The sequence below is a fragment of the Streptococcus sp. 1032 genome (assembly GCF_013277015.1).
Lineage (GTDB): Bacteria > Bacillota > Bacilli > Lactobacillales > Streptococcaceae > Streptococcus.
This window is the reverse complement of the sequence record NZ_VMMD01000020.1, coordinates 86,673-109,265: the sequence shown is the minus strand read 5'-3', so window position 1 is coordinate 109,265 and position 22,593 is coordinate 86,673. Positions and strand designations below refer to the sequence as shown.

Genomic DNA, 22,593 nt, shown 5'->3' with positions numbered 1-22,593 from the left:
AAACGATAAATACCAGGTTAAAAATTGAAGCACCAAAAGCATTGAAGAAACGTGACAAAGTCAAGAGTCGATAAGCTTGATTTCTAAACAATAGTTTCATAGATAATCTCCCTTCTTGTTCAAATACTCAATGAAAATCAAAGAGCAAACTAGGAAGCTAGCCGCAGGCTGTACTTGAGTACGGCAAGGTGAAGCTGACGTGGTTTGAAGAGATTTTCGAAGAGTATAAATTTAAGTTACTGCTGTTATTCTTAGGGTCCCGTGTTTCAATACAATACTCTTTAAGCGTATGTAAATTGGTTTTATACTAAAGCATTGATCATCGTTAATGAAAAATAGAAAAATCTCTAATAAAATTAAAAAACACTCATTCAAACTCAATAATTACCAGTTATAATACTTGAATGCTACAAATATAAATGCTATAATGAATTTAAGTGTGTACAATTATTTAGCAATCTTTTTTAAGATATTCTCCTCTTAATATTACTAAAAAATTTAAGGGGGGGCTTTTTATTTGCCCTAATGCTTTAAATCAACACGAATAAAATAAATCAAGGAGGTTGAATCTCATGAAGAGAGATCAACAAGATTTTAGAACTGAAAGATACCTTCGGTATGGTATTCGTAAGTATAGTTTTGGGGCAGCATCAGTGGCGATTGCGGCTGGTTTGATGTTTCTTGGAACTGGCGCGGTATCAGCAACAGAAGTAGAAGGAGGTAATGAAACATCTTCAACAACGACTCCAACACCAACTATAGGCGATGAGGGGGCTAATCACGGTGCTAACTCATCTAAATCCACTACTTATGACGCAGAGCCAGTTCTAACTAGAGATGCTAGTGAAGATACTGCCTCATCCCAAGCTAGCGATGAGAATACCGAAGCAGCGGCAACTAGCTCCTCTACAGAAACAGTTGCAGATAAGACTATTCTTAAGGATACAATCTCTGACTTGGAACTAGGATTATCTAAGATTGCTCGTTCTAAAGTTCCAGCATCTACTATTGCAAATGCAGAGAAAGTACTGGCAGATGCGAAAGCAATTCTTGCCAAAGGAAATGCAAGCCAATCAGAAGTGAACACAGTTGCTAAAGCGAGTCGTTCACAAGTCTCGATTATTGCAAGTATGCCTAAAGTTCTTGGAGAAACACCAGCTGCAGTGGAAAATAAGGTAGAAGCAGCACCAGCTACCCCAACAGCAACTGAAGCTGAAAAACGAGTTGAGGCAGCAAATGCAGAGTTGGCAACAGTGCAAGAAGACCTTGCTCGCTACTTACCGCAAGCAGAGAAGTTGGCTACAGATTCTGTAGTGATAGAAAGTGCAAAAGCAACTCTTCAACTGATCAAATCAAGCCTTGTGGATGCAAATATCACAATCCCTGAACTTGAAAAACGTGTGCAAGAAGCAAAACGTGTACGCAATAGCCTTGTAAATCTTGTAACAGGTTCCAACTCAGGTAGTCGTGACAGTCGCAATGGTCAAGCGATGAAAGAGGGAAGTCAGCTTCTGGCAGCTAGCGACTATATTTCAACTCCAAATGAGAATGGAACTTACACAACTATAGCTCACTCTCCAACAAAAGAGGATCATACTGGTGCAGATATCTATACATTTACTTCTACTGCAGCAAAGCAGGGAGATGTTTCTACTGACCTAAAGAATGGAGATATCAGCACTTTAGAAACTGTGGTTTATTCTACTCAACGTGACGGGGAAGCCAAAGATGCTAGTAACGCAGGTAATGGAGTTAACAATAGAGGACGTATGGATTATCCTCTAAGCAAGAAACAAGCAGAAGACTTGGCAGTAGAGGCAGATTTTTGGAAAAATAAAAAACGTATAGACGGTTCGACGATTTCGGGTGGCAACAATTCAAAATATCAAGCTAACGGTGGATATGAGTATCTAGCTACCCACATTTATCACTATGCCTATGAACAAGGTCAAGACCGCGTTTATATCAATAAAATCAAGGATCGTTTTGACCTAACAGGTAATGCTAAGGAAGCTGGTTGGACTATCTCAAAAGTTGAACCGACAAACTTACCAAGTGGCTTAAGTTACAATGCTGCTACTGATACGATTGAGGGCAAGATTGTTGTAAGTAATATTGCAAATGGGGTATACGATACACGAACCTATGTGACTTATACCAATACCAAAACCAATGCAAGTGTGCGTGTATTTTATCGAAACGTCCGTGGGGGTTGGATTGGTTGGCAAGATACTACGCCACCTACTATAGGAAGTGATAATACAGTTCATAAGGGAACGGTCGGAGAAGAGATTTCACCTGTAGACATCCATTACAATGATAATTCTGGTTCCCGTATAACCACTGAAAGAGCCAATGTTTCCTATACGTTGGCTAATGGTACAGATATCTCAATTCGTACTCAATATGGTAATGGGATTTCTGGAATTTCAGGAAATATCTCAACAAGTGGGTCAACGGTAGCTACAGCTATCCCTGGTTTGACTTATAAACCAAACGCAGGGACTACTCCTATTACTGAAAATGGTAAAATTGTTGGCTATGATGGGAAAGGGCTAATCTCTGGAACACCAACAAAGGCAGGTGTTTACCATGTGACTGCCTACGCGAAAGATTATAACCGTACAGAACGAGCAAGTGGTGTTTCTCCGAGTTGGAATCTTGATACACAAGAAGGTCGTGGAGAATTGACCTTTGTCATCGCACCTAAGGTAACGGTAAAGAACATAGCTACTTATGATACAACCGTACCGGTTACGATTTCAGATGGGGCAACCTATGCAGAAATTAAGACACCAGATGGCTCCAAGACTATCTTAAAAACAAATAAGGATGGCAAGTGGATTGTACAAGAGGGAACAACGAATACCGCGGTTTCTGTTGGAACTGAAGTTGGAACGGTAGGGAATGAATTTTCTCTATCAGTAAAACCTGAAGCGACGGCAACAGCTGGAGTTTCTAAGATTTCTGTATATGCTAAAACTGAAAATGTTACGGCTAATCTCATGAGAACCAAGGTGGAGTTGAACTCTGTAAACGGTACGAAGTATATAGCAGTTCTCAATCCTAAATCAGGTCGTTATGAATTAGCTGACTCTGATGCAACGGTGCGAACAGAGTTAAATGATGGCAAAGGTAATTACACAATCACCAAACGAGAAGTTTCAACCCGTGCCCAAACAGATGGCTCCATGAAGTTTGACTTGTACGAATATAACAGAAAATACAACAATGCTGACAAAGTGACTGCTGTTAACAGTGCTGATTTAACTGAGACAGTTTATAGCAAGGATAACACAAAAAACACTGCTACAGGTAATGGTATGTACATTACTGTTCAGTATGATAAAAATAGTAATGAATGGTCAGCAAGTGATAAGTCTACAGTAAAAGCCCATAAGACTGGTGATGATACATGGGAAATTGAAACTAGTTCGGGTTATACTGGGACTGTTAAGGGAATTATGGCTGAAAATACCAGCACTTCTACAATCATCAACTCGAAACCAACTGCTGCATCAACTTCTTACGAGAGTACCTTGAATACAACTGTTAACCTAATCGACCGCCCTGCAGCTGATACTGCGGTAGTTACTAGTGCTAACGTGAGTGTCAGAGATACTGAAGATAATAAGTTAGCTACAAGTACTGCAGAGCCTGCATTCAAGGAAAGTCATAAAACAAAAGTAACAAGTATTACTGTTAAAGATCCAGATGGCAACACTGTATTTGCAGAGACTACATCTGGAGATGCAGCCAACTATCCAACTGAAACATCTCTCAAACTGACAAAAGTTGGTAAATATAGTGTTACCATCAATGTCGTAGATAGTAATACAAACTTGGTTGATGAAACAACTGTAGGAGATACGACTGCTGGTACTGATCACGGAGTGAACACTTCTACAGCGACTACAACTTACACTATTACTGTTAAAGCTGGTATTGTAGGAACGCCTGCAACTACTAGCGATATTCAAGGAGCGGTTCAGAAAGGCACTCCAAGCTTCAATTTTGATGACGAAGAGAAAACTAAGATTTCTGCTACCACAAATGGTACAAAAGTTTATAGCTTAGAGTCAACAAATGCTACAGATAATACAGGAGCTACTGTAGGTACTTATGCAATCAATGAGGCTACGGGTGAAGTAACCTTTACTCCTAATCCAACATTTGTTGGAACACCAAATCCAGCCAAGGTGACTTTGACCTTGACAGTAGACGGAGTTGCCCCATTAACATCTAAGGCGGCTTACACACCAACAGTTATCGGAGTGAAGCCAGAAGGAACTAAGGTATCTTCAACAGATATTCAAGGGGAAATTCAAACAGGTAAACCGACCTTTACCCCAGGTTCTGCAGAAGTAAACGGAGCTAGAAAAACAGTCCCATTGAAGGCTGATAGCTATAAACTTCTTGATAGTACAGGTACAGAAGTAGCGGATGGCGCAACAACTCCAGCTTACGCTGCGGCAGATAATGGTAATGTTAAAGCTGGTGATGTGATTGGAACCTTCGGTATTGACAAGTCAACAGGTCTCGTGACCTTTACGCCAACCAATAAAGCTTATGTTGGAGCAGTAAAACCTGTCCAAGTTCTTGTTTCAGATAACAATGGTACGCAACCAGAAGACGATAAACGTGGTGAATACACACCAAACATTCTAGGTGTTACCCCAACTGCTAGCGAAGCTTCAACTACAGGTATTCAGGGAGCTGTTCAAAAATCTGAAGTTGTTCTTAATGCCAAAGATGAAAATGTAAACACCTTGAACTTTAGCAAAGGTAGTGAGATTGTAAATGGAACTGAAAAATCTGTTGATTTAAATGAAGCTACTCTGACTCTAGTAGGAGCTGATGGTGAAGGTAAAGTATCGGTAGCTGGTCAAGGAACATACTCTATCGTAAAAGAAGACGGTAAGTCTTATGTTCAATTCACCCCGGTAGCCACTTATACAGGAAATGTAACTCCAGTAACAGTGAAAATTGCTGATGCTAATGGAACTGAAGTAACAACAACCTATACTCCGAAGATTGTTGGAGTGAAACCAAGCGCAGAATCTTCTAAGACAAATGGAATTCAAGGCGAAACTCAAACTTCTAGCATCGTTTACAATCTAGTTAATAAAGATGAGAATGCTCTAAACTTCGTCAAAGGAACTGCGATTATAAATAGTGAGTCTAAATCAATCGAACTAGATAAAACATCTGTGAAGCTAGTAGGTGCAGAAAATGGAACTGTTAATGGTGACGGTAGCGTTACTGTAGCGAATCAGGGTACTTATAAGCTTGTTAAAGATGCAACTGGAGCCAATGCTGTTACCTTTACTCCTCTTGCTACATTTACTGGAAAAGCACATCCTGTAACAGTAAGTATTACTGATACCAATGGAACTGAAGCAACAACAACCTACACTCCAAGCGTCACGCCTGTTAAAGCTTCAGCTGAACCTGCAACGTCTACTGGAACTCAAGGTTCAACTCAAAGTGGTACGCCAATTTACACAGCTCCAGAAGCTGGTACGGGTGTTACCGTCACTCCAAGTTATACTTTGGATAACGATTCAACTACTAAAACTGTAGATGGTGTTGGTACTTATACAATTGATACAACTGGTAAAGTAACCTTTGTTCCCGTAGCTAGCTATGTATCAAGTGATGCCAATAAGACAAGTGTAGGAGTAAAAGTTACTTATAGATTAGAGACTGCAGATAAGTCGCAGGCGACAATCACCTCTGAAACAACCTATACTCCAACAGTAAATCCTGTAACCTCTGCAGGAAATGATGTTGCAACGACAAACATCCAAGGTCATGCCCAAAAATCAACAGATGAAGGGAAAACTCTGACTTATACTATTTCTGATACTAGTCATATCACAGCACGCACTTATGCATTGGAAGGTGCAGATAATGATGGTAAGGTAGTGGTAGAGAATGTTGGAACCTACACAGTAGACGATAAAGGTCAGGTAACCTTTGTACCAGTGCCATCTTATGTAGGAACACCGACTCCTGTGACAGTTGTTGAATCAGCGGTTTTAACTTCTGATGATAAGACTACAGCAATTATCACAACTAAGTCAATGTACACCCCAACGGTAACAGATGTAACTCCAACAGGTGCTTCATCGGTTACTGAAGGAGCTCGTGGAACTATTCAAACATCTCCTGTAGTATTTGATACGCCAGATCAAGATAATACAACAGTGAACTTTAATAAAGGTCATGAAAAAGTTGAACTTGATAAGTCTACTCTAACATTAGTTGATAAAACTGGTAAAGAAGTGAAAGAAGTTGTAGTTCCAGGAGAAGGAACATATGTACTTAAGGATGGAGTCGTTGAATTTACACCAGAAAAAGATTTCGTAGGCAAGGCAACTCCAGTAACAGTTCAAGTGAAAGACGTCAATGGTAAAGTAGTTTCTGAAACTTATACTCCAACTGTGCGTCCTGTAACGGAGTTTAAAGACACAGATGGGAATGTTGTTTCAGGAAGTACTACAGAAGATGGCAAAGTTGATAAGAAGGACTTCCCGGGCTATAGATTTGTTGAAACTAAAGTTGATAACAAAGGTAATACAACTCATATTTATGAAAAAGTAACAACAACATTCAAGGATAAGGAAGGCAATCTTATTACTGTTGATAAAGACAACAATCCTGTGAAATCAACAGAAAAAGGAGAAATCCTAGCTAAAACGATCCCAGGTTATAAATTCGTAGAAACGAAGAAATTACCAAATGGTGATATTGAGCATATCTATGAAAAAGTAACAACAACATTCAAGGATAAGGAAGGCAATCTTATTACTGTTGATAAAGACAACAACCCTGTGAAATCAACAGAAGAAGGAGAAACCCCAGCTAAAACGATCCCAGGTTATAAATTCGTAGAGACTAAGAAACTTCCAAACGGAGATATCGAACACATCTACGAAAAAGTAACAACTTCATTCAAAGATAAAGACGGAAACGAGATTCCAAACTATCCAAGTGAGCCAGGTACAGTCGATAAGAAAGACATTCCAGAATACAGATTCGTAGAGACTAAGAAATTACCAAATGGTGATACAGAACACATCTACGAAAAAGTAAGTACCTTCTTCAAAGATAAAGAAGGCAAAGAGATTCCAAACTATCCAAGTGAGCCAGGTACAGTCGATAAGAAAGACATTCCAGAATACAGATTCGTAGAGACTAAGAAATTACCAAATGGTGATACTGAACATATCTACGAAAAAGTAAGTACCTTCTTCAAAGATAAAGAAGGCAAAGAGATTCCAAACTATCCAAGTGAGCCAGGTACAGTCGATAAGAAAGACATCCCAGGCTACCGCTTCGTAGAGACTAAGAAACTGTCAAATGGAGATACTGTTCATGTTTATGAAAAAGTAACACCACCAGCTCCAACACCTTCACCTGTTCCTCAACCAAATCCAGGTAAGCAAAATACAACTACTTGGACTGATGAGAATGGAAATCCATTGAAACCAACTGAGCCAGGTTCTAAAGAACCGGGAACAATTCCAGGTTACGAATATGTGAAGACTGTGACAGATTCAAATGGAAATATCAGACATATCTTCCGTAAAGTTGAGATGCCAACTCCAACACCGGTTGAACCGACTCAACCAGCACAACCGGTAGAGCCAGCAACTCCAGCAATACCTGAACAGCCAGCTAAACCTCAAATGCCAGCAACACCTAAATATGTTGATGGTCAAAAAGAATTGCCTAACACAGGTACAGAAGTTAACGCTAGCCTCGCAGCACTTGGACTTCTTGGAGTTTTGAGTGGATTTGGATTTCTTGCTCGCAAGAAGAAAGAAGACTAATCTTTCTAATGGGTATAATTTGTTTGCAATGAACAGATTGTCCTTAATGAGGATGGGCAAAAACTTCATTTCAGGATAAAATGAAGTAAATATTCCCACAATAAAACGCATAGTATCAAGTTTCAAGACCTGATATTATGCGTTTTTTAATTTTACAGACTTTTTTCAGTCTCACTTATTGTACAGTGAAATGAGATAAAAAATGGACAAGTTGATTGGGGGATTTAAACCAATTTCTAACAATGTTTTAGAAAACTCGGCGGACTATTCCAGATTCAATCAACTAGAATGTTAAAAGTTATTGGGCCTGTAGAGGTTCCACAATCTCGTCATTTTGAGTCTAAAAAGAGAATGGTTTCCATGCTGTGATTGCTGCTCTCTACAAACGTGAGCTTGTGCATGAGTCGAACGTTGGGGAGCTCCTCGATATGTTAGAGGATTGGGAGTTTTAAAAAATCCTTGTTTATGTTTTTTTATATGCAATTGATTTACAGTAGATAAAAAGACTGAGGGATTACTTCTCAGTCTTGGATATGTTGAAAGAGGTGGTCGAGTTGGTTTAGGTAGTCGGTGCGTGAGTTGATAATTCTCAGGATATGGACTTCTTTTTCATGAATGAGGTAAAAGAGTAGGTATTGTTTAGAGACAATCATTCTGAGAGTATTTCCTGGATAGAGGGAGTATCCGATTTTATGGTCAAAGTTAATACCGCCCTCTGGTGAGAAGGTGAGTAGGTTGGTAATTTGTTGTAGACGAGTGATGACTTTCTTGGCTATGTTTTCACTGAACTCTGTGGAGTAGTAGATGAAAATATCGTCCAAGTCTTGTCTGGCTTGTTCTGTAAAGCGTACTTTATAGTCCATACTTTGAAAAGACCTCGTCTGTGTCGTAGAGACGCTCCTCGATGATGTCTTGGTAGCCTTTATCTAGTTCTGCTTTGAGTTCGACTAGGAAGATTTCTGCTTTGAGTTGGTCGGCTGTTTTAATTGGGAGACCTCTTTCAAGGACGATTTGTTCTACAAAGAGGTTGAGGGCATCTGAAAGGCTGATGTTTTGGCTTTCTAGGATGGTTTTTGCTTCTTCAAATAGTTGAGTATTGACGCGGAAGTTATAAACTCGGTCTCGTGTAAGTGTTGACATGGCATTTCTCCTTGTAATGATATGGTATAACACATATCTTACATAAAAAGATAGAGAAAGTCAAGGGCTGTTTTAGTAGGGAAGGGTGGAAGGGTGGTAATTTAAACTATTAAACAGAATTTTTGATTAAAAGTATTATTTTATGAGAGAAATCCTAATTTCACAATCTATAGGCAAACGCTTGCATTTCGTTTTTTATTGGACTATAATAGGTTGGTATAAAGCCTTTTGTAATAATAAAATGTAGAAGGTGTAGAAAGTAAGGATTTAGATTACTTGTATTGGAAAATACAATGTTGCAATTCCTTACCATAGGGAGATAGATATGGCAATGATAGAAGTGGAACATCTTCAGAAAAATTTTGTGAAGACTGTTAAGGAACCGGGTTTGAAGGGGGCATTACGTTCCTTTATTCATCCTGAAAAGCAGACCTTTGAAGCGGTCAAGGATTTAACCTTTGAGGTCCCAAAGGGGCAAATTTTAGGTTTTATCGGGGCCAATGGTGCTGGGAAGTCAACAACAATCAAAATGCTGACAGGGATTTTAAAACCGACATCTGGTTTTTGTCGGATTAACGGCAAGATTCCCCAGGACAATCGTCAAGATTATGTCAAAGATATTGGCGTAGTTTTTGGACAACGCACCCAGCTATGGTGGGATTTGGCCCTGCAAGAGACCTACACGGTCTTAAAAGAGATTTACGATGTGCCAGATTCGCTCTTCCATAAGCGCATGGATTTTTTGAATGAAGTCTTGGATTTGAAGGACTTTATCAAGGATCCCGTGCGGACTCTTTCACTGGGTCAACGGATGCGGGCGGATATTGCGGCTTCCTTACTTCACAATCCCAAGGTTCTCTTTTTAGATGAGCCGACCATTGGTTTGGACGTTTCGGTCAAGGATAACATTCGTCGCGCCATTACCCAGATCAATCAGGAGGAAGAGACTACCATTCTCTTGACCACTCACGACCTGAGCGACATTGAGCAACTTTGTGATCGGATTTTTATGATAGACAAGGGGCAGGAGATTTTTGATGGAACGGTGAGCCAACTCAAGGAAACCTTTGGCAAGATGAAGACGCTCTCATTTGAACTGCTACCAGGTCAAAGTCATCTCCTTTCTCACTATGAAGGTCTGCCTGATATGATTATTGATAGACAGGGGAGTAGCCTCAACATTGAATTCGATAGTTCTCGCTACCAGTCAGCTGACATTATCAAGCAAACTCTGTCTGATTTTGAAATTCGCGATTTGAAGATGGTGGATACGGATATTGAGGATATTATCCGTCGCTTCTACCGAAAGGAGCTCTAGGATGATCAAATTGTGGAGACGTTATAAACCCTTTATCAATGCAGGGGTTCAGGAGTTGATTACTTACCGAGTCAACTTTATTCTCTATCGGATAGGCGATGTCATGGGTGCTTTTGTGGCTTTTTATCTCTGGAAGGCTGTCTTTGATTCCTCACAAGAGTCTTTGATTCAGGGCTTTAATATGGCGGATATCACCCTTTACATCATCATGAGTTTTGTGACCAATCTGTTGACCAGGTCCGATAGCTCTTTTATGATTGGGGAGGAGGTCAAGGATGGTTCCATCATCATGCGCTTACTGAGACCAGTGCATTTTGCGGCCTCTTATCTTTTCACTGAGCTTGGTTCCAAGTGGTTGATTTTTATCTCTGTTGGCCTTCCATTTTTAAGTGTCATTGTTTTGATGAAAATCTTATCTGGGCAAGGCGTTGTTGAAGTGTTGGGTTTAACTGTCCTTTATCTCTTTAGTCTAACGCTAGCTTATCTGATTAACTTTTTCTTTAATATCTGCTTTGGATTTTCTGCCTTTGTGTTTAAAAATCTATGGGGTTCCAATTTACTTAAGACTTCCATAGTGGCTTTTATGTCTGGAAGTTTGATTCCCTTGGCTTTCTTTCCAAAGCTTGTTTCAGATATTCTGTCTTTCCTGCCTTTTTCATCCTTGATTTACACTCCGGTCATGATTATCGTTGGGAAATACGATGCCAATCAGATTCTTCAGGCGCTCGCTTTGCAGTTTTTCTGGCTCTTAGTGATGGTGGGCTTGTCTCAGTTGATTTGGAAACGGGTCCAGTCCTTTATCACCATTCAAGGAGGTTAGTATGAAAAAATATCAACGCATGCATCTGATTTTTATCAGACAGTACATCAAACAAATTATGGAATACAAGGTGGATTTTGTAGTTGGTGTTCTGGGAGTTTTTTTAACTCAAGGTTTAAATCTCTTGTTTCTCAATGTCATCTTTCAACACATACCATCCCTAGAAGGTTGGACTTTTCAAGAGATTGCTTTTATCTATGGATTTTCCTTGATTCCCAAGGGGCTGGACCATCTCTTTTTTGATAATCTCTGGGCTCTGGGACAGCGTTTGGTGAGAAAAGGGGAGTTTGACAAGTATCTGACTCGTCCTATCAATCCTCTCTTTCACATCCTAGTTGAGACCTTTCAGATTGATGCCTTGGGCGAACTTTTGGTTGGTGGAATTTTATTGGGAACAACCATGAGCAGCATTGCTTGGACTCTTCCAAAATTCCTGCTTTTCCTAGTTTGTATTCCTTTTGCGACCTTGATTTATACTTCTCTTAAAATCGCGACAGCTAGTATCGCTTTTTGGACCAAACAGTCAGGCGCCATGATTTACATCTTCTATATGTTCAATGATTTTGCCAAGTACCCGATTTCGATTTACAATTCTCTTCTTCGGTGGTTAATCAGTTTTATTGTACCTTTTGCCTTTACGGCCTACTATCCTGCCAGCTATTTCTTGCAGGACAAGGGTGTAATCTTTAACATCGGAGGTTTGATGTTGATTTCCCTCGCTTTCTTTGCTATTTCCTTGAAACTATGGGACAGGGGCTTGGATTCTTACGAAAGTGCTGGGTCCTAAGATGAAGAAACTCAAAGCCTTGTCTCAAGACAGGCTTTTTCTAATAGAGATGAAAATTCCTTGACATCTATTCTCAGAGTGCTATACTGTAAGTGTAATAGCCGATTTAGCTCAGTTGGTAGAGCAAGGCACTCGTAAAGCCTAGGTCACAGGTTCGATCCCTGCAATCGGCAAAGTGAAGAAGTCTCATCAGGCTTCTTTTTCTTTTTAAAGAAAATCAGACCACTTAGACTGATATAGAGACCAGATAGGCAAAAGAACTTGTTCTTGAGAAACTCCTCTGCTATAATGATTGTTGTAAGGGACGTGAGTATTCATACTCTTCGAAAATCTCTTCAAACAAAGTCAGCTTCACCTTGCCGTTTATATGTGACTGACTTCGTNNGCTAGTTTCCTAGTTTGCTTTTTGATTTTCATTGAGTATTAGTTGCTAGAGCAAGGCACTCGTAAAGCCTAGGTCACAGGTGAACATATGACTGAAGATTTGAAAAAATAGATATGTATAAATAACCGTTAAGCCTTATTCTTAGCGGTTATTTATATTGTTTAATAGCGCTGATATTTCATCAATGATGTTTGACTTTGTGATTTTGGTAGTGGTTCAATTTGATTGCTACTATTTTTGATGGTATGAATGTGCTTATAATGTATCCCCGTTAAGTACGAAACTTTTGCATCATTTATTAACATGCGTTAAAAATAAAATTAACCAGCCTTAATTTTTCTTGACTTAAATTTTTTAAATGATATACTATTTTTATGGAGAGCTAACAATTATATATAAATGTACTACTCTATTTCCTAGATAATACTTAGTAAAACTTTTTATAACAAAGGCTAGCAAAGTTAAAGTTTTCTATCTATTGGAAGTTAAATAAATATGTAAGGAATTAAAATGAAAAAAAGTACAGTATTGTCATTAACCACAGCTGCAGTTATTTTAGCAGCCTATGCCCCTAATGAGGTAGTCTTAGCAGACACATCTAGCTCTGAAGATGCTTTAACTATCTCTGATACAGAAAAAGTAGTAGTAGATAAGGAAGCAGAAAATAAAGAAAAACATGAAAATATTCATAATGATATAGAAACTTCCAAGGATACTGAAGAGAAGAAAACAACGGTTATTGAGGAAAAAGAAGTTGTTAGTAAAGAATCTGTGATAGATAACAAAACTAGCAATGAAGAAGCAACAATCAAAGAAGATTCCAATCAATCCAAAGAAGATAAAGCGGACTCGTCTGCAAGTAAAGACCCAGAAAGTCCCAAAAAAGAGGATAAACTTGTCTATATTGCTGAATTTAAAGATAAAGAATCTGGAGAAAAAGCAATCAAGGAATTATCCAATCTTAAGGATACAAACGTTTTATATACCTATAATACGATTTTTAATGGTGTTTCAATAGAAACAACTCCAGATAATCTGGATAAAATTAAACTAATAGAAGGTATTTCATCGGTTGAACGGTCACAAAAACTCCAACCCATGATGAATCATGCCCGAAAGGAAATTGGAGTTGAGGAGGCTATCGATTACCTAAAGGCCATTAATGCTCAATTTGGGAAAAACTTTGATGGTAGAGGTATGGTCATTTCAAATATCGATACCGGGACAGATTATAGGCATAAGGCCATGAGGATTGATGATGATGCTAAAGACTCAATGAGATTTAAAAAAGAAGACTTAAAAGGTACTGATAAAAATTTCTGGTTGAGTGATAAGATTCCTCATGCTTTCAATTATTATAATGGTGGTAAAATAACTGTAGAAAAAGCTGATGATGGAAGTGATTATTTTGATCCACATGGAATGCATATTGCAGGGATTCTTGCGGGAAATGATACTGAAAAAGACATCAAGAACTTTAATGGAATAGATGGAATTGCTCCTAATGCACAGATATTCTCTTATAAAATGTACTCTGACGCAGGATCTGGCTTCGCAGGAGATGAAACAATGTTTCATGCTATTGAAGATTCGATCAAACACAATGTCGATGTTGTTTCGGTATCATCTGGCTTTACAGGAACAGGTCTTGTAGGTGAGAAATATTGGCAAGCTATTAGAGCATTAAGAAAAGCAGGCATTCCAATGGTTGTAGCTACGGGTAACTATGCGACTTCTGCTTCAAGTTCTTCTTGGGATTTAGTGGCAAATAATCATCTGAAAATGACCGACACTGGAAATGTAACGCGAACAGCAGCACATGAAGATGCGATAGCGGTTGCATCTGCTAAAAATCAAACAGTTGAGTTTGATAAAGTTAAGATTGGAGGAAAAAGTTTTAAATACAGAAATATAGGAGCCTTTTTCGATAAGAATAAAATCACAACAAATGAAGATGGTTCAAAAGCTCCTGATAAATTGAAATTTGTATATATAGGCAAAGGCCAAGACCAAGAGTTGATAGGTTTGGATCTTAAGGGCAAAATTGCAGTAATGGATAGAATTTATACAAAGGATTTAAAAAATGCTTTTAAAAAAGCTACGGATAAGGGCGCACGCGCCATTATGGTTGTAAATACTGTCAATTACTACAATAGAGATAATTGGACAGAGCTTCCAGCTATGGGATATGAAGCGGATGAAGGGACTAAAAGTCAAGTATTTTCAATTTCAGGAGATGATGGTGTAAAGTTATGGAACATGATTAATCCTGATAAAAAAACTGAGGTTAAAAGAAATAGTAAGGAAGATTTCAAAGATAAATTGGAGCAATACTATCCAATTGATATGGCAAGCTATAATTCTAATAAACCGAATGTAGGTGACGAAAAAGAGATTGACTTTAAGTTTGCACCTGACACAGACAAAGAATTGTATAAAGAAGATGTCATCGTTCCAGCAGGATCCACATCTTGGGGACCAAGAATAGATTTACTTTTAAAACCCGATGTTTCAGCACCTGGTAAAAACATTAAATCTACTCTCAATGTCATTAATGGGAAATCAACTTATGGCTATATGTCAGGAACTAGTATGGCAACTCCAATCGTAGCAGCTTCTACTGTTTTGATTAGACCGAAGTTAAAGGAAATGCTTGAAAGACCTGTATTGAAAAATCTTGAGGGAGATGACAAAATAGATCTTACAAGTCTTACAAAAATTGCTCTACAAAATACTGCGCGACCGATGATGGATGCAACGTCTTGGAAAGAAAAAAGTCAATACTTTGCATCACCTAGACAACAGGGAGCAGGGCTAATTAATGTGGCCAATGCTTTGAGAAATGAAGTTGTAGCGACTTTCAAAAACAAGGATTCTAAAGGTTTGGTAAACTCTTATGGTTCTATTTCTCTTAAAGAAATAAAAGGAGAAGAAAAATATTTTACAATTAAGCTTCACAATACATCAAACAGACCTTTGACTTTTAAAGTTTCAGCATCAGCGATAACTACAGATGCTCTAACTGACAGACTAAAACTGGATGAAACATACAAAGATGAAAAATCTCCAGATGGTAAGCAAATTGTTCCAGAAATCCACCCAGAAAAAATCAAAGGAGCAAATATCACATTTGAGCATGATACTTTCACTATAGGCGCAAATTCTAGCTTTGATTTGAATGCGGTTATAAATGTTGGAGAGGCTAAAGACAAAAATAAATTTGTAGAATCATTTATTCATTTTGAGTCAGTAGAAGAAATGGAAGCTCTAAACTCTAACGGGAAGAAAATAAACTTCCAACCTTCTTTATCAATGCCTCTAATGGGATTTGCTGGGAATTGGAACCACGAACCAATCCTTGATAAATGGGCTTGGGAAGAAGGATCAAAATCAAAAACAATGGGAGGTTATGATGATGATGGTAAACCGAAAATTCCAGGAACCTTAAATAAGGGAATTGGTGGAGAACATGGTATAGATAAATTTAATCCAGCAGGAGTTATACAAAATAGAAAAGATAAAAATAGAACATCCCTAGATCAAAATCCAGAATTATTTGCTTTCAATAACGAAGGGCTAAATGCATCATCAAGTGGTTCTAATATTGCTAACATTTATCCTTTAGATTCAAATGGAAATCCTCAAAAGGCTCAACTTGAAAGAGGATTAACACCTTCTCCACTTGTATTAAGAAGTGCAGAAGAAGGATTAATTTCAATAGTAAATACAAATAAAGAGGGAGAAAATCAAAGAGACTTAAAAGTCATTTCGAGAGAACACTTTATTAAAGGAATTTTAAACTCTAAAAGCAATGATGCAAAGGGAATCAAATCATCTAAACTAAAAGTTTGGGGTGACTTGAAGTGGGATGGACTCATCTATAATCCTAGAGGTAGAGAAGAAAATGCACCAGAAAGTAAGGATAATCAAGATCCTGCTACTAAGATAAGAGGTCAATTTGAACCGATTGCGGAAGGTCAATATTTCTATAAATTTAAATATAGATTAACTAAAGATTATCCATGGCAGGTTTCCTATATTCCTGTAAAAATTGATAACACAGCCCCTAAGATTGTTTCGGTTGATTTTTCAAATCCTGAAAAAATTAAGCTGATCACAAAGGATACTTATCACAAGGTAAAAGACCAATACAAGAATGAAACCCTATTTGCGAGAGATCAAAAAGAACATCCTGAAAAATTTGACGAGATTGCAAACGAAGTTTGGTATGCTGGCGCCGCTCTTGTTAATGAAGATGGAGAGGTTGAGAAAAATCTTGAAGTAACTTATGCAGGTGAGGGTCAAGGAAGAAACAGAAAACTTGACAAAGACGGAAATACTATTTATGAAATTAATGGTGCAGGAGATTTAAGAGGAAAAATCATTGAAGTCATTGCATTAGATGGCTCTAGTAATTTCACAAAGATTCATAGAATTAAATTTGCTGATCATGCTGATGAAAAGGGGATGATTTCTTATTACCTAGTAGATCCTGACAAAGATGCTTCTAAATATGAAAAACTTGGTGAAATTTCTGAAGATAAACTCAAAAATGCAAAGAGCTCAGAGGAAAATACCAATAATAATCAAGCTAAGGATGAAGATTCAAAACCAGATGAAGAAAGTTCAGTTGAGGGAGAAGCTAGCCTTGAAATAAATAAAACTATTTCAACAATTAGAAACTTTGAAAATAAAGACCTAAAGAAACTCATTAAAAAGAAATATAGGGAAGAAGAGGACTTTGTAAATGGTGGTACAAGAACAGTAGAACTTGATTATCGATATGACGATAAAGGAAATATAGCTGCCTATGACGATGGTAGCGCCTTAGAATATGAAACTGAAAAACTTGACGAAATCAAATCAAAAATTTATGGTGTTCTAAGCCCGTCTAAAGATGGACACTTTGAAATTCTTGGAAAGATACGTAATGTGTCTAAAAATGCCAAGGTATATTATGGAAATACCTATAAATATATAGAAATCAAAGCGACCAAGTATGATTCCAATTCAAAAACGATGACATTTGATTTATACGCTAATATTAATGATATTGTGGATGGATTAGCTTTTGCAGGAGATATGAGATTCTTTGTTACAGATGATGGTCAGAGAAAAGCTGAAACGAAGATTAGAATGCCTGAAAAAAATAGGGAAACTAAGACAGAATATCCCTATGCATCAAGTTATGGGAATATAATAGAATTAGGGGAAGGAGATCTTTCAAAGAACAAACCAAATAATTTAACTGAAATGGAATCTGGTAAAATCTATTCTGATTCAGAAAAACAACAATATCTATTAAAGGATAATATCATTCTGAGAAAAGGCTATGCACTAAAAGTGACTACCTATAATCCTGGAAAAACGGATATGTTAGAAGGAAATGGAGTCTATAGCAAGGAAGATATAGCAAAAATACAAAATTCCAATCCTAATCTAAGAGCCCTTTCAGAAAAAATAATTTATTCTGACAGTAGAAATGTTGAAGATGGAAGAAGTACTCAAGCTGTATTAATGTCGGCTTTGGACGGCTTTAACATTGTAAGGTATCAAGTGTTTACATTTAAAATGAACGATAAAGGGGAGGCAATCGATAAAGACGGAAATCTTGTAACAGATCCGTCTAAACTTGTATTATTTGGTAAGGATGGTAAAGAGTACACTGGAGAGGATAAGTCCAATGTAGAAGCTATAAAAGAAGATGGCTCTACGTTATTTATTGATGCAAAACCAGTAAATCTTTCAATGGACAAGAACTACTTTAATCCATCTAAATTTAATAAAATTTATGTACGAAATCCAGAGTTTTATTTAAGAGGTAAGATTTCTGATAAGGGTGGTTTTAACTGGGAATTGAGAGTTAATGAATCTGTTGTAGATAATTATTTAATCTACGGAGATTTACACATTGATAACACTAGAGATTTTAACGTTAAGCTTAATGTTAAAGACGGTGACATCATGGACTGGGGGATGAAAGATTATAAAGCAAACGGATTTCCAGATAAGGTAACAGATATGGATGGAAATGTTTATCTTCAAACTGGCTATAGCAATTTGAATGCGAAAGCGGTTGGAGTACACTATCAATTTTTATATGATAATGTTAAACCAGAAGTAAACATTGATCCCAAGGGAAATACAAGTATCGAATATGCTGATGGAAAATCTGTAGTCTTTAACATCAATGATAAAAGAGATAATGGATTCAATGGTGAGATTCAAGACAAACATATTTATGTAAATGGAAAAGAATATAAATCATTTGATGATATTAAACAACTAACAGATAAGACACTAAATATTAAGATTCTTGTAAAAGATTTCGCAAGAAATACAACCGTAAAAGAATTCATTTTAAACAAAGATACGGGAGAGGTAAGAGAACTAAAACCTCATAGGGTAACTGTGACCATTCAAAATGGAAAAGAAATGAGTTCAACGATAGTGTCGGAAGAAGATTTCATTTTACCTGTCTATGAGGGTGAATTAGAAAAAGGATATCAATTTGATGGCTGGGAAATTTCTGGTTTCGAAGGGAAAAAAGACGTTGGCTATGTTCTTAATCTATCAAAAGATACCCTTATAAAACCTGTATTCAAGAAAATAGAGGAGAAAAAGGAGGAGGAAAATAAACCTACTTTTGATGTATCGAAAAAGAAAGATAAGGTACAAGCAAATCATAGTCAATTAGATGAAAATTACAAAAAGGAGGATTTACAAAGAGAACATCATTCACAAAAACCTGATTCAACTAAGGATGTCAAATCTACAGTTTCTGTACAAGTAAATTATAGTCAATTAGATGAAAGTCAAAGATCTGATTCAACTAAGGATGTTACAGCTCCAGTTCCTGATAAAAATGATAAAAACTTTGAAAATAAGAAGGAAGTTTATCTTAATGAACCAGAGAATATAGCTAATAAACATACCAATATCGATAGTAAATCGGATACTAACAATTCTGATAGATTGCCAAAAACCGGAACAGTTAGAGAAGGTTTTACACCATTCATTGCTGGAATAATGTTTACCTTAGGTGCATTTCTTGGATTAAAGAAAAAAGATCAAGATTAAGACAAAAGCTATAGAAAAATGGTTTGTGTACTGAGATAGTATGATGATGAAACAGTTTTGTAAAAATAGCTATTTATAACTTAATTATTTAGTTTACTTTACTATTGATACTCTTTTTTGGATCTATTAATAGACTTAGTTTCGATAACTAATGAATTGATTGAAAGGGTTAGTATTGACAATATTGGTCATATTGATTAGAAAATAGAGTCTATCAAAATTTAAAGGCTAATAGAGGTGATGAGACAATTTCAAGGAATTAAGTAGCGTTTGGTTGCTTAATTCCTTTTTATTTGGAAGGAAGTTTTTCACCTGCTTCCTTATTTTATCGCTATTATTGAACCATTTAGACCGAGATAAAGACCAGATAGGCAAAAGACCTTGTTCTTGAAACTGACCTCTGCTATAATGATTTTTGTAAGAGACGTGAGGCCTCACTATCAGATAACTAAAGTTCCTAAAAAAGAAATCGGAGATCAAAATGAAAAAATTATTAGGGATTGTATTTTTAGTAGCAGCAGCGACAGTAGTGTATTTTGGTTCTGTTGGCTGGCCAAGTTTAGATGTCAATCTCTGGTCACTGATTCCGGTAGGCTTGTTCCTCTTTTTCACTCTAGAGAATCTTTTAAAAAAGGATTACAAGGCTAGTCTGATGTGCTTCATTATTGCCTTTATCATCGCAAATGCAATTTTGGACCTTTTGCCAATTTCAAGTGGCTTGGTGATTGGAGCAGGCGTGCTGGCTTGTGTAGGTATTGGTTACCTCTTTCCTAATAAAGAAGGAAAATAATACTCTTCGAAAATCTCTTCAAACCACGTCAGCTTCCATCTGCAACCTCAAAACAGTGTTTTGAGCTGACTTCGTCAGTTCTATCTACAACCTAAAAGCAGTGCTTTTAGCAACCTGCGGCTAGCCTCCTAGTTTGCTTTTTGATTTTTATTGAGTATAAGAATTATTAAAAAAGATATAAAGAAAAACACTTCAATCACTGTATTTCAGTTTGATTGAGGTGTTTTCGATTTAGTTTTTTATTTCTGAGCCATCAATTCAACAATCATCTCGATATACATGAAAAGGGTTAATAAGAATCCTGCACGCCAGAAGAATTTGATGAATTTAGGATAGTAAAAGCTGCGTTTTTTAAAAAGGAAGAAAAAGACGAGAATAATGGCTAGGACTGAGAGGGCTAGGCCCAGTCTAGGGAGGAAATTATGGGTAAAGGTTTTAGCTGTGATCAGGTAATATTCAAATACCAAGACTGGAAAAGCCAAATCCGCAAAGTTTCGTCCTAGTTTTTTTAATCTAAAAAGTTTGGTTATGATAATGCAGACTACTAAGGTCAGTATCAATAATAAAATAGATGCTAATTTCATTAAAATCATATCCATATTGTATCATAAAAAATGGCTAATGGAAACGAGAAACAGAGGAATTTATAGGAAAGTCAGGCTTTTGAGATTGTGGGTGATTTTTGTTATAATGAAAGTTATGAAATCTTATAATACTTTGAATGATTATTATCGAAAACTATTTGGAGAAAAGACCTTTAAAGTCCCTATTGATGCGGGGTTTGACTGTCCCAATCGTGATGGGACTGTGGCTCATGGAGGCTGTACTTTTTGTACGGTTTCAGGTTCTGGAGATGCTATTGTAGCACCGGACGCGCCTATCCGTGAGCAATTTTATAAGGAAATTGACTTTATGCACCGTAAGTGGGCGGATGTGCAGAAGTATCTGGTTTATTTTCAAAATTTTACCAATACCCATGAAAAGGTGGAAGTCATCCGAGAGCGCTATGAGCAGGCTATCAATGAGCCAGGTGTAGTAGGAATCAATATCGGAACGCGCCCAGACTGTTTACCAGACGAAACCATCGAATATTTGGCTGAGTTATCGGAGCGCATGCATGTGACGGTTGAATTGGGCTTGCAGACCACTTATGAAACAACCTCTGACCTGATTAACCGTGCCCACTCCTATGAGTTGTACGTGGAAACGGTCAAGCGTTTGAGAAAGTATCCTAAGATTGAGATTGTTTCTCATTTGATCAATGGATTGCCTGGTGAAACCCATGAGATGATGATTGAAAATGTCCGCCGTTGTGTCACCGATAACGATATTCAAGGGATTAAACTTCATTTGCTCCATCTTATGACAAATACTCGTATGCAACGAGATTACCACGAAGGACGCTTACAGTTGATGAGTCAGGACGAATATGTCAAGGTCATCTGCGACCAATTGGAAATCATTCCCAAACATATTGTCATCCATCGAATCACAGGAGATGCACCTAGAGATATGCTGATTGGCCCTATGTGGAGCCTCAATAAATGGGAAGTCCTCAACAGCATTGAGATGGAGATGCGACGTCGTGGAAGCGTTCAAGGATGCAAGGCTGTAAAACAGGAGTTTGAAAATGAAAAGACCACTTGAGATGGCACATGATTTTTTGGCTGAGGTAGTGACTCAGGACGATATCGTAGTGGACGCGACCATGGGAAATGGTCACGACACGCTTTTTCTAGCCAAGCTAGTTAAGCAAGTTTATGCTTTTGATATTCAGGAACAAGCCTTGGAAAAGACCCAAGAGCGTTTGGACCAGGCTGGAATGACAAATGCCCAGTTAATCTTGCAAGGCCATGAGATACTGGACCAGTTTGTGACAGAAGCCAAGGCAGGGATTTTTAATCTAGGCTATTTGCCATCAGCTGATAAGTCAGTCATTACCAAACCTCAGACGACTATTGAAGCCTTAGAAAAGCTGTGTCATTTGCTTGTCAAAGGTGGACGAATTGCTATCATGATCTACTACGGTCATGAAGGAGGCGACCTAGAGAGGGATGCTGTCTTGGATTTTGTTAGCCAGTTGAACCAACAAGAGTACACAGCTGCCATTTACCGAACTTTAAACCAAGTCAACAACCCACCATTTTTAGTAATGATTGAAAAATTAGAGAGATATAGACATGGATAAACAATACCTACGTGAAAAGCTGGATGCCATGCGCCAGAATTTTGTTGAATCAACCCACCACGAACGAGCAGTGGGAGTGCTAGACCAAGCGCATATGAGCAAAAAAATGCTTAAAATCAAGAAAAAATTAGTTGCTCTTGAAATGGAACGGTGCCAGAGAAAAATTGAGCACAAGGATTGTTCCAAGATTGACCAAAAAATCAAAGAGCAGAAGGAGATTTTTGAATCCTGTTGTAAAAAAGATTAA

At 37.6% G+C, this 22,593-nt stretch carries 12 protein-coding genes and 1 tRNA gene; 10 read left to right on the top strand and 3 right to left on the bottom strand.

Annotated elements, in window-relative coordinates; translation table 11 throughout:
• The first annotated feature begins 572 nt into the window (after positions 1-572).
• Positions 573-7,838 (top strand): YSIRK-type signal peptide-containing protein, encoded by a 7,266-nt coding sequence (locus HT711_RS08085; RefSeq protein ID WP_173249983.1) that lies wholly within the window; start codon positions 573-575, stop codon positions 7,836-7,838.
• A gap of 521 nt (positions 7,839-8,359) precedes the next feature.
• On the opposite strand, the gene HT711_RS08080 is transcribed toward HT711_RS08085, so the two are convergent.
• Both HT711_RS08080 and HT711_RS08075 read right to left on the bottom strand, forming a co-directional pair.
• On the bottom strand, positions 8,360-8,701 hold the full coding sequence (locus HT711_RS08080) for a type II toxin-antitoxin system RelE/ParE family toxin (RefSeq protein WP_164226856.1): 342 nt from the start codon (positions 8,699-8,701) through the stop codon (positions 8,360-8,362).
• Positions 8,691-8,978, bottom strand: a complete 288-nt coding sequence (locus HT711_RS08075) for a type II toxin-antitoxin system RelB/DinJ family antitoxin (RefSeq protein WP_173235028.1) — start codon at positions 8,976-8,978, stop codon at positions 8,691-8,693. Before HT711_RS08075 ends, HT711_RS08080 begins: the two co-directional genes overlap by 11 nt.
• A 325-nt stretch (positions 8,979-9,303) precedes the next feature.
• Here HT711_RS08075 and HT711_RS08070 point away from each other — a divergent pair, with 325 nt between their 5' ends.
• The 6 genes from HT711_RS08070 (at position 9,304) to HT711_RS08045 (ending at position 20,158) form a co-directional block, all read left to right on the top strand.
• Positions 9,304-10,296 carry an ATP-binding cassette domain-containing protein gene (locus tag HT711_RS08070; protein WP_173249981.1) on the top strand — a complete coding sequence of 331 codons (993 nt, stop codon included), beginning with the start codon at positions 9,304-9,306 and terminating at the stop codon, positions 10,294-10,296.
• Between the two features lies 1 nt (position 10,297).
• On the top strand, positions 10,298-11,116 hold the full coding sequence (locus HT711_RS08065) for an ABC-2 family transporter protein (RefSeq protein ID WP_000594187.1): 819 nt from the start codon (positions 10,298-10,300) through the stop codon (positions 11,114-11,116).
• Between the two features lies 1 nt (position 11,117).
• Entirely contained in the window at positions 11,118-11,903 is a 786-nt protein-coding gene (locus tag HT711_RS08060) for an ABC transporter permease (protein ID WP_173235024.1), read from the top strand.
• Positions 11,904-12,003: 100 nt separating this feature from the next.
• Positions 12,004-12,076 (top strand) — tRNA-Thr (locus HT711_RS08055).
• A gap of 722 nt (positions 12,077-12,798) precedes the next feature.
• Complete coding sequence (locus tag HT711_RS08050) at positions 12,799-19,368, top strand: S8 family serine peptidase (RefSeq protein WP_173233637.1); 6,570 nt, start codon at positions 12,799-12,801, stop codon at positions 19,366-19,368.
• Between the two features lie 481 nt (positions 19,369-19,849).
• Positions 19,850-20,158: a hypothetical protein gene (locus HT711_RS08045; protein ID WP_173213850.1), complete on the top strand. Its 309-nt coding sequence runs from the start codon at positions 19,850-19,852 to the stop codon at positions 20,156-20,158.
• A gap of 239 nt (positions 20,159-20,397) precedes the next feature.
• Here the strand turns inward: HT711_RS08045 and HT711_RS08040 are convergent, their stop codons facing one another.
• On the bottom strand, positions 20,398-20,757 hold the full coding sequence (locus HT711_RS08040) for a DUF3397 domain-containing protein (RefSeq protein WP_173213848.1): 360 nt from the start codon (positions 20,755-20,757) through the stop codon (positions 20,398-20,400).
• A 91-nt stretch (positions 20,758-20,848) separates the two neighbouring features.
• Between HT711_RS08040 and HT711_RS08035 the strand changes: the two genes are divergently transcribed.
• Genes HT711_RS08035 through HT711_RS08025 form a run of 3 tightly spaced genes read left to right on the top strand, consistent with a single transcriptional unit; the run spans position 20,849 to position 22,593 of the window.
• Positions 20,849-21,805: a TIGR01212 family radical SAM protein gene (locus HT711_RS08035; RefSeq protein WP_173233639.1), complete on the top strand. Its 957-nt coding sequence runs from the start codon at positions 20,849-20,851 to the stop codon at positions 21,803-21,805.
• Positions 21,789-22,346, top strand: coding sequence for a class I SAM-dependent methyltransferase (locus HT711_RS08030; RefSeq protein ID WP_173233641.1), 558 nt, complete (start codon positions 21,789-21,791; stop codon positions 22,344-22,346). Before HT711_RS08035 ends, HT711_RS08030 begins: the two co-directional genes overlap by 17 nt.
• Positions 22,339-22,593: a hypothetical protein gene (locus HT711_RS08025; RefSeq protein ID WP_000361085.1), complete on the top strand. Its 255-nt coding sequence runs from the start codon at positions 22,339-22,341 to the stop codon at positions 22,591-22,593. Before HT711_RS08030 ends, HT711_RS08025 begins: the two co-directional genes overlap by 8 nt.

Coding starts and splice junctions, on each gene's coding strand:
- HT711_RS08085 (WP_173249983.1), top strand. CDS start 573: ATGAAGAGAGATCAACAAGATTTTAGAACTGAAAGATACCTTCGGTAT.
- HT711_RS08080 (WP_164226856.1), bottom strand. CDS start 8,701: ATGGACTATAAAGTACGCTTTACAGAACAAGCCAGACAAGACTTGGAC.
- HT711_RS08075 (WP_173235028.1), bottom strand. CDS start 8,978: ATGTCAACACTTACACGAGACCGAGTTTATAACTTCCGCGTCAATACT.
- HT711_RS08070 (WP_173249981.1), top strand. CDS start 9,304: ATGGCAATGATAGAAGTGGAACATCTTCAGAAAAATTTTGTGAAGACT.
- HT711_RS08065 (WP_000594187.1), top strand. CDS start 10,298: ATGATCAAATTGTGGAGACGTTATAAACCCTTTATCAATGCAGGGGTT.
- HT711_RS08060 (WP_173235024.1), top strand. CDS start 11,118: ATGAAAAAATATCAACGCATGCATCTGATTTTTATCAGACAGTACATC.
- HT711_RS08050 (WP_173233637.1), top strand. CDS start 12,799: ATGAAAAAAAGTACAGTATTGTCATTAACCACAGCTGCAGTTATTTTA.
- HT711_RS08045 (WP_173213850.1), top strand. CDS start 19,850: ATGAAAAAATTATTAGGGATTGTATTTTTAGTAGCAGCAGCGACAGTA.
- HT711_RS08040 (WP_173213848.1), bottom strand. CDS start 20,757: ATGGATATGATTTTAATGAAATTAGCATCTATTTTATTATTGATACTG.
- HT711_RS08035 (WP_173233639.1), top strand. CDS start 20,849: ATGAAAGTTATGAAATCTTATAATACTTTGAATGATTATTATCGAAAA.
- HT711_RS08030 (WP_173233641.1), top strand. CDS start 21,789: ATGAAAAGACCACTTGAGATGGCACATGATTTTTTGGCTGAGGTAGTG.
- HT711_RS08025 (WP_000361085.1), top strand. CDS start 22,339: ATGGATAAACAATACCTACGTGAAAAGCTGGATGCCATGCGCCAGAAT.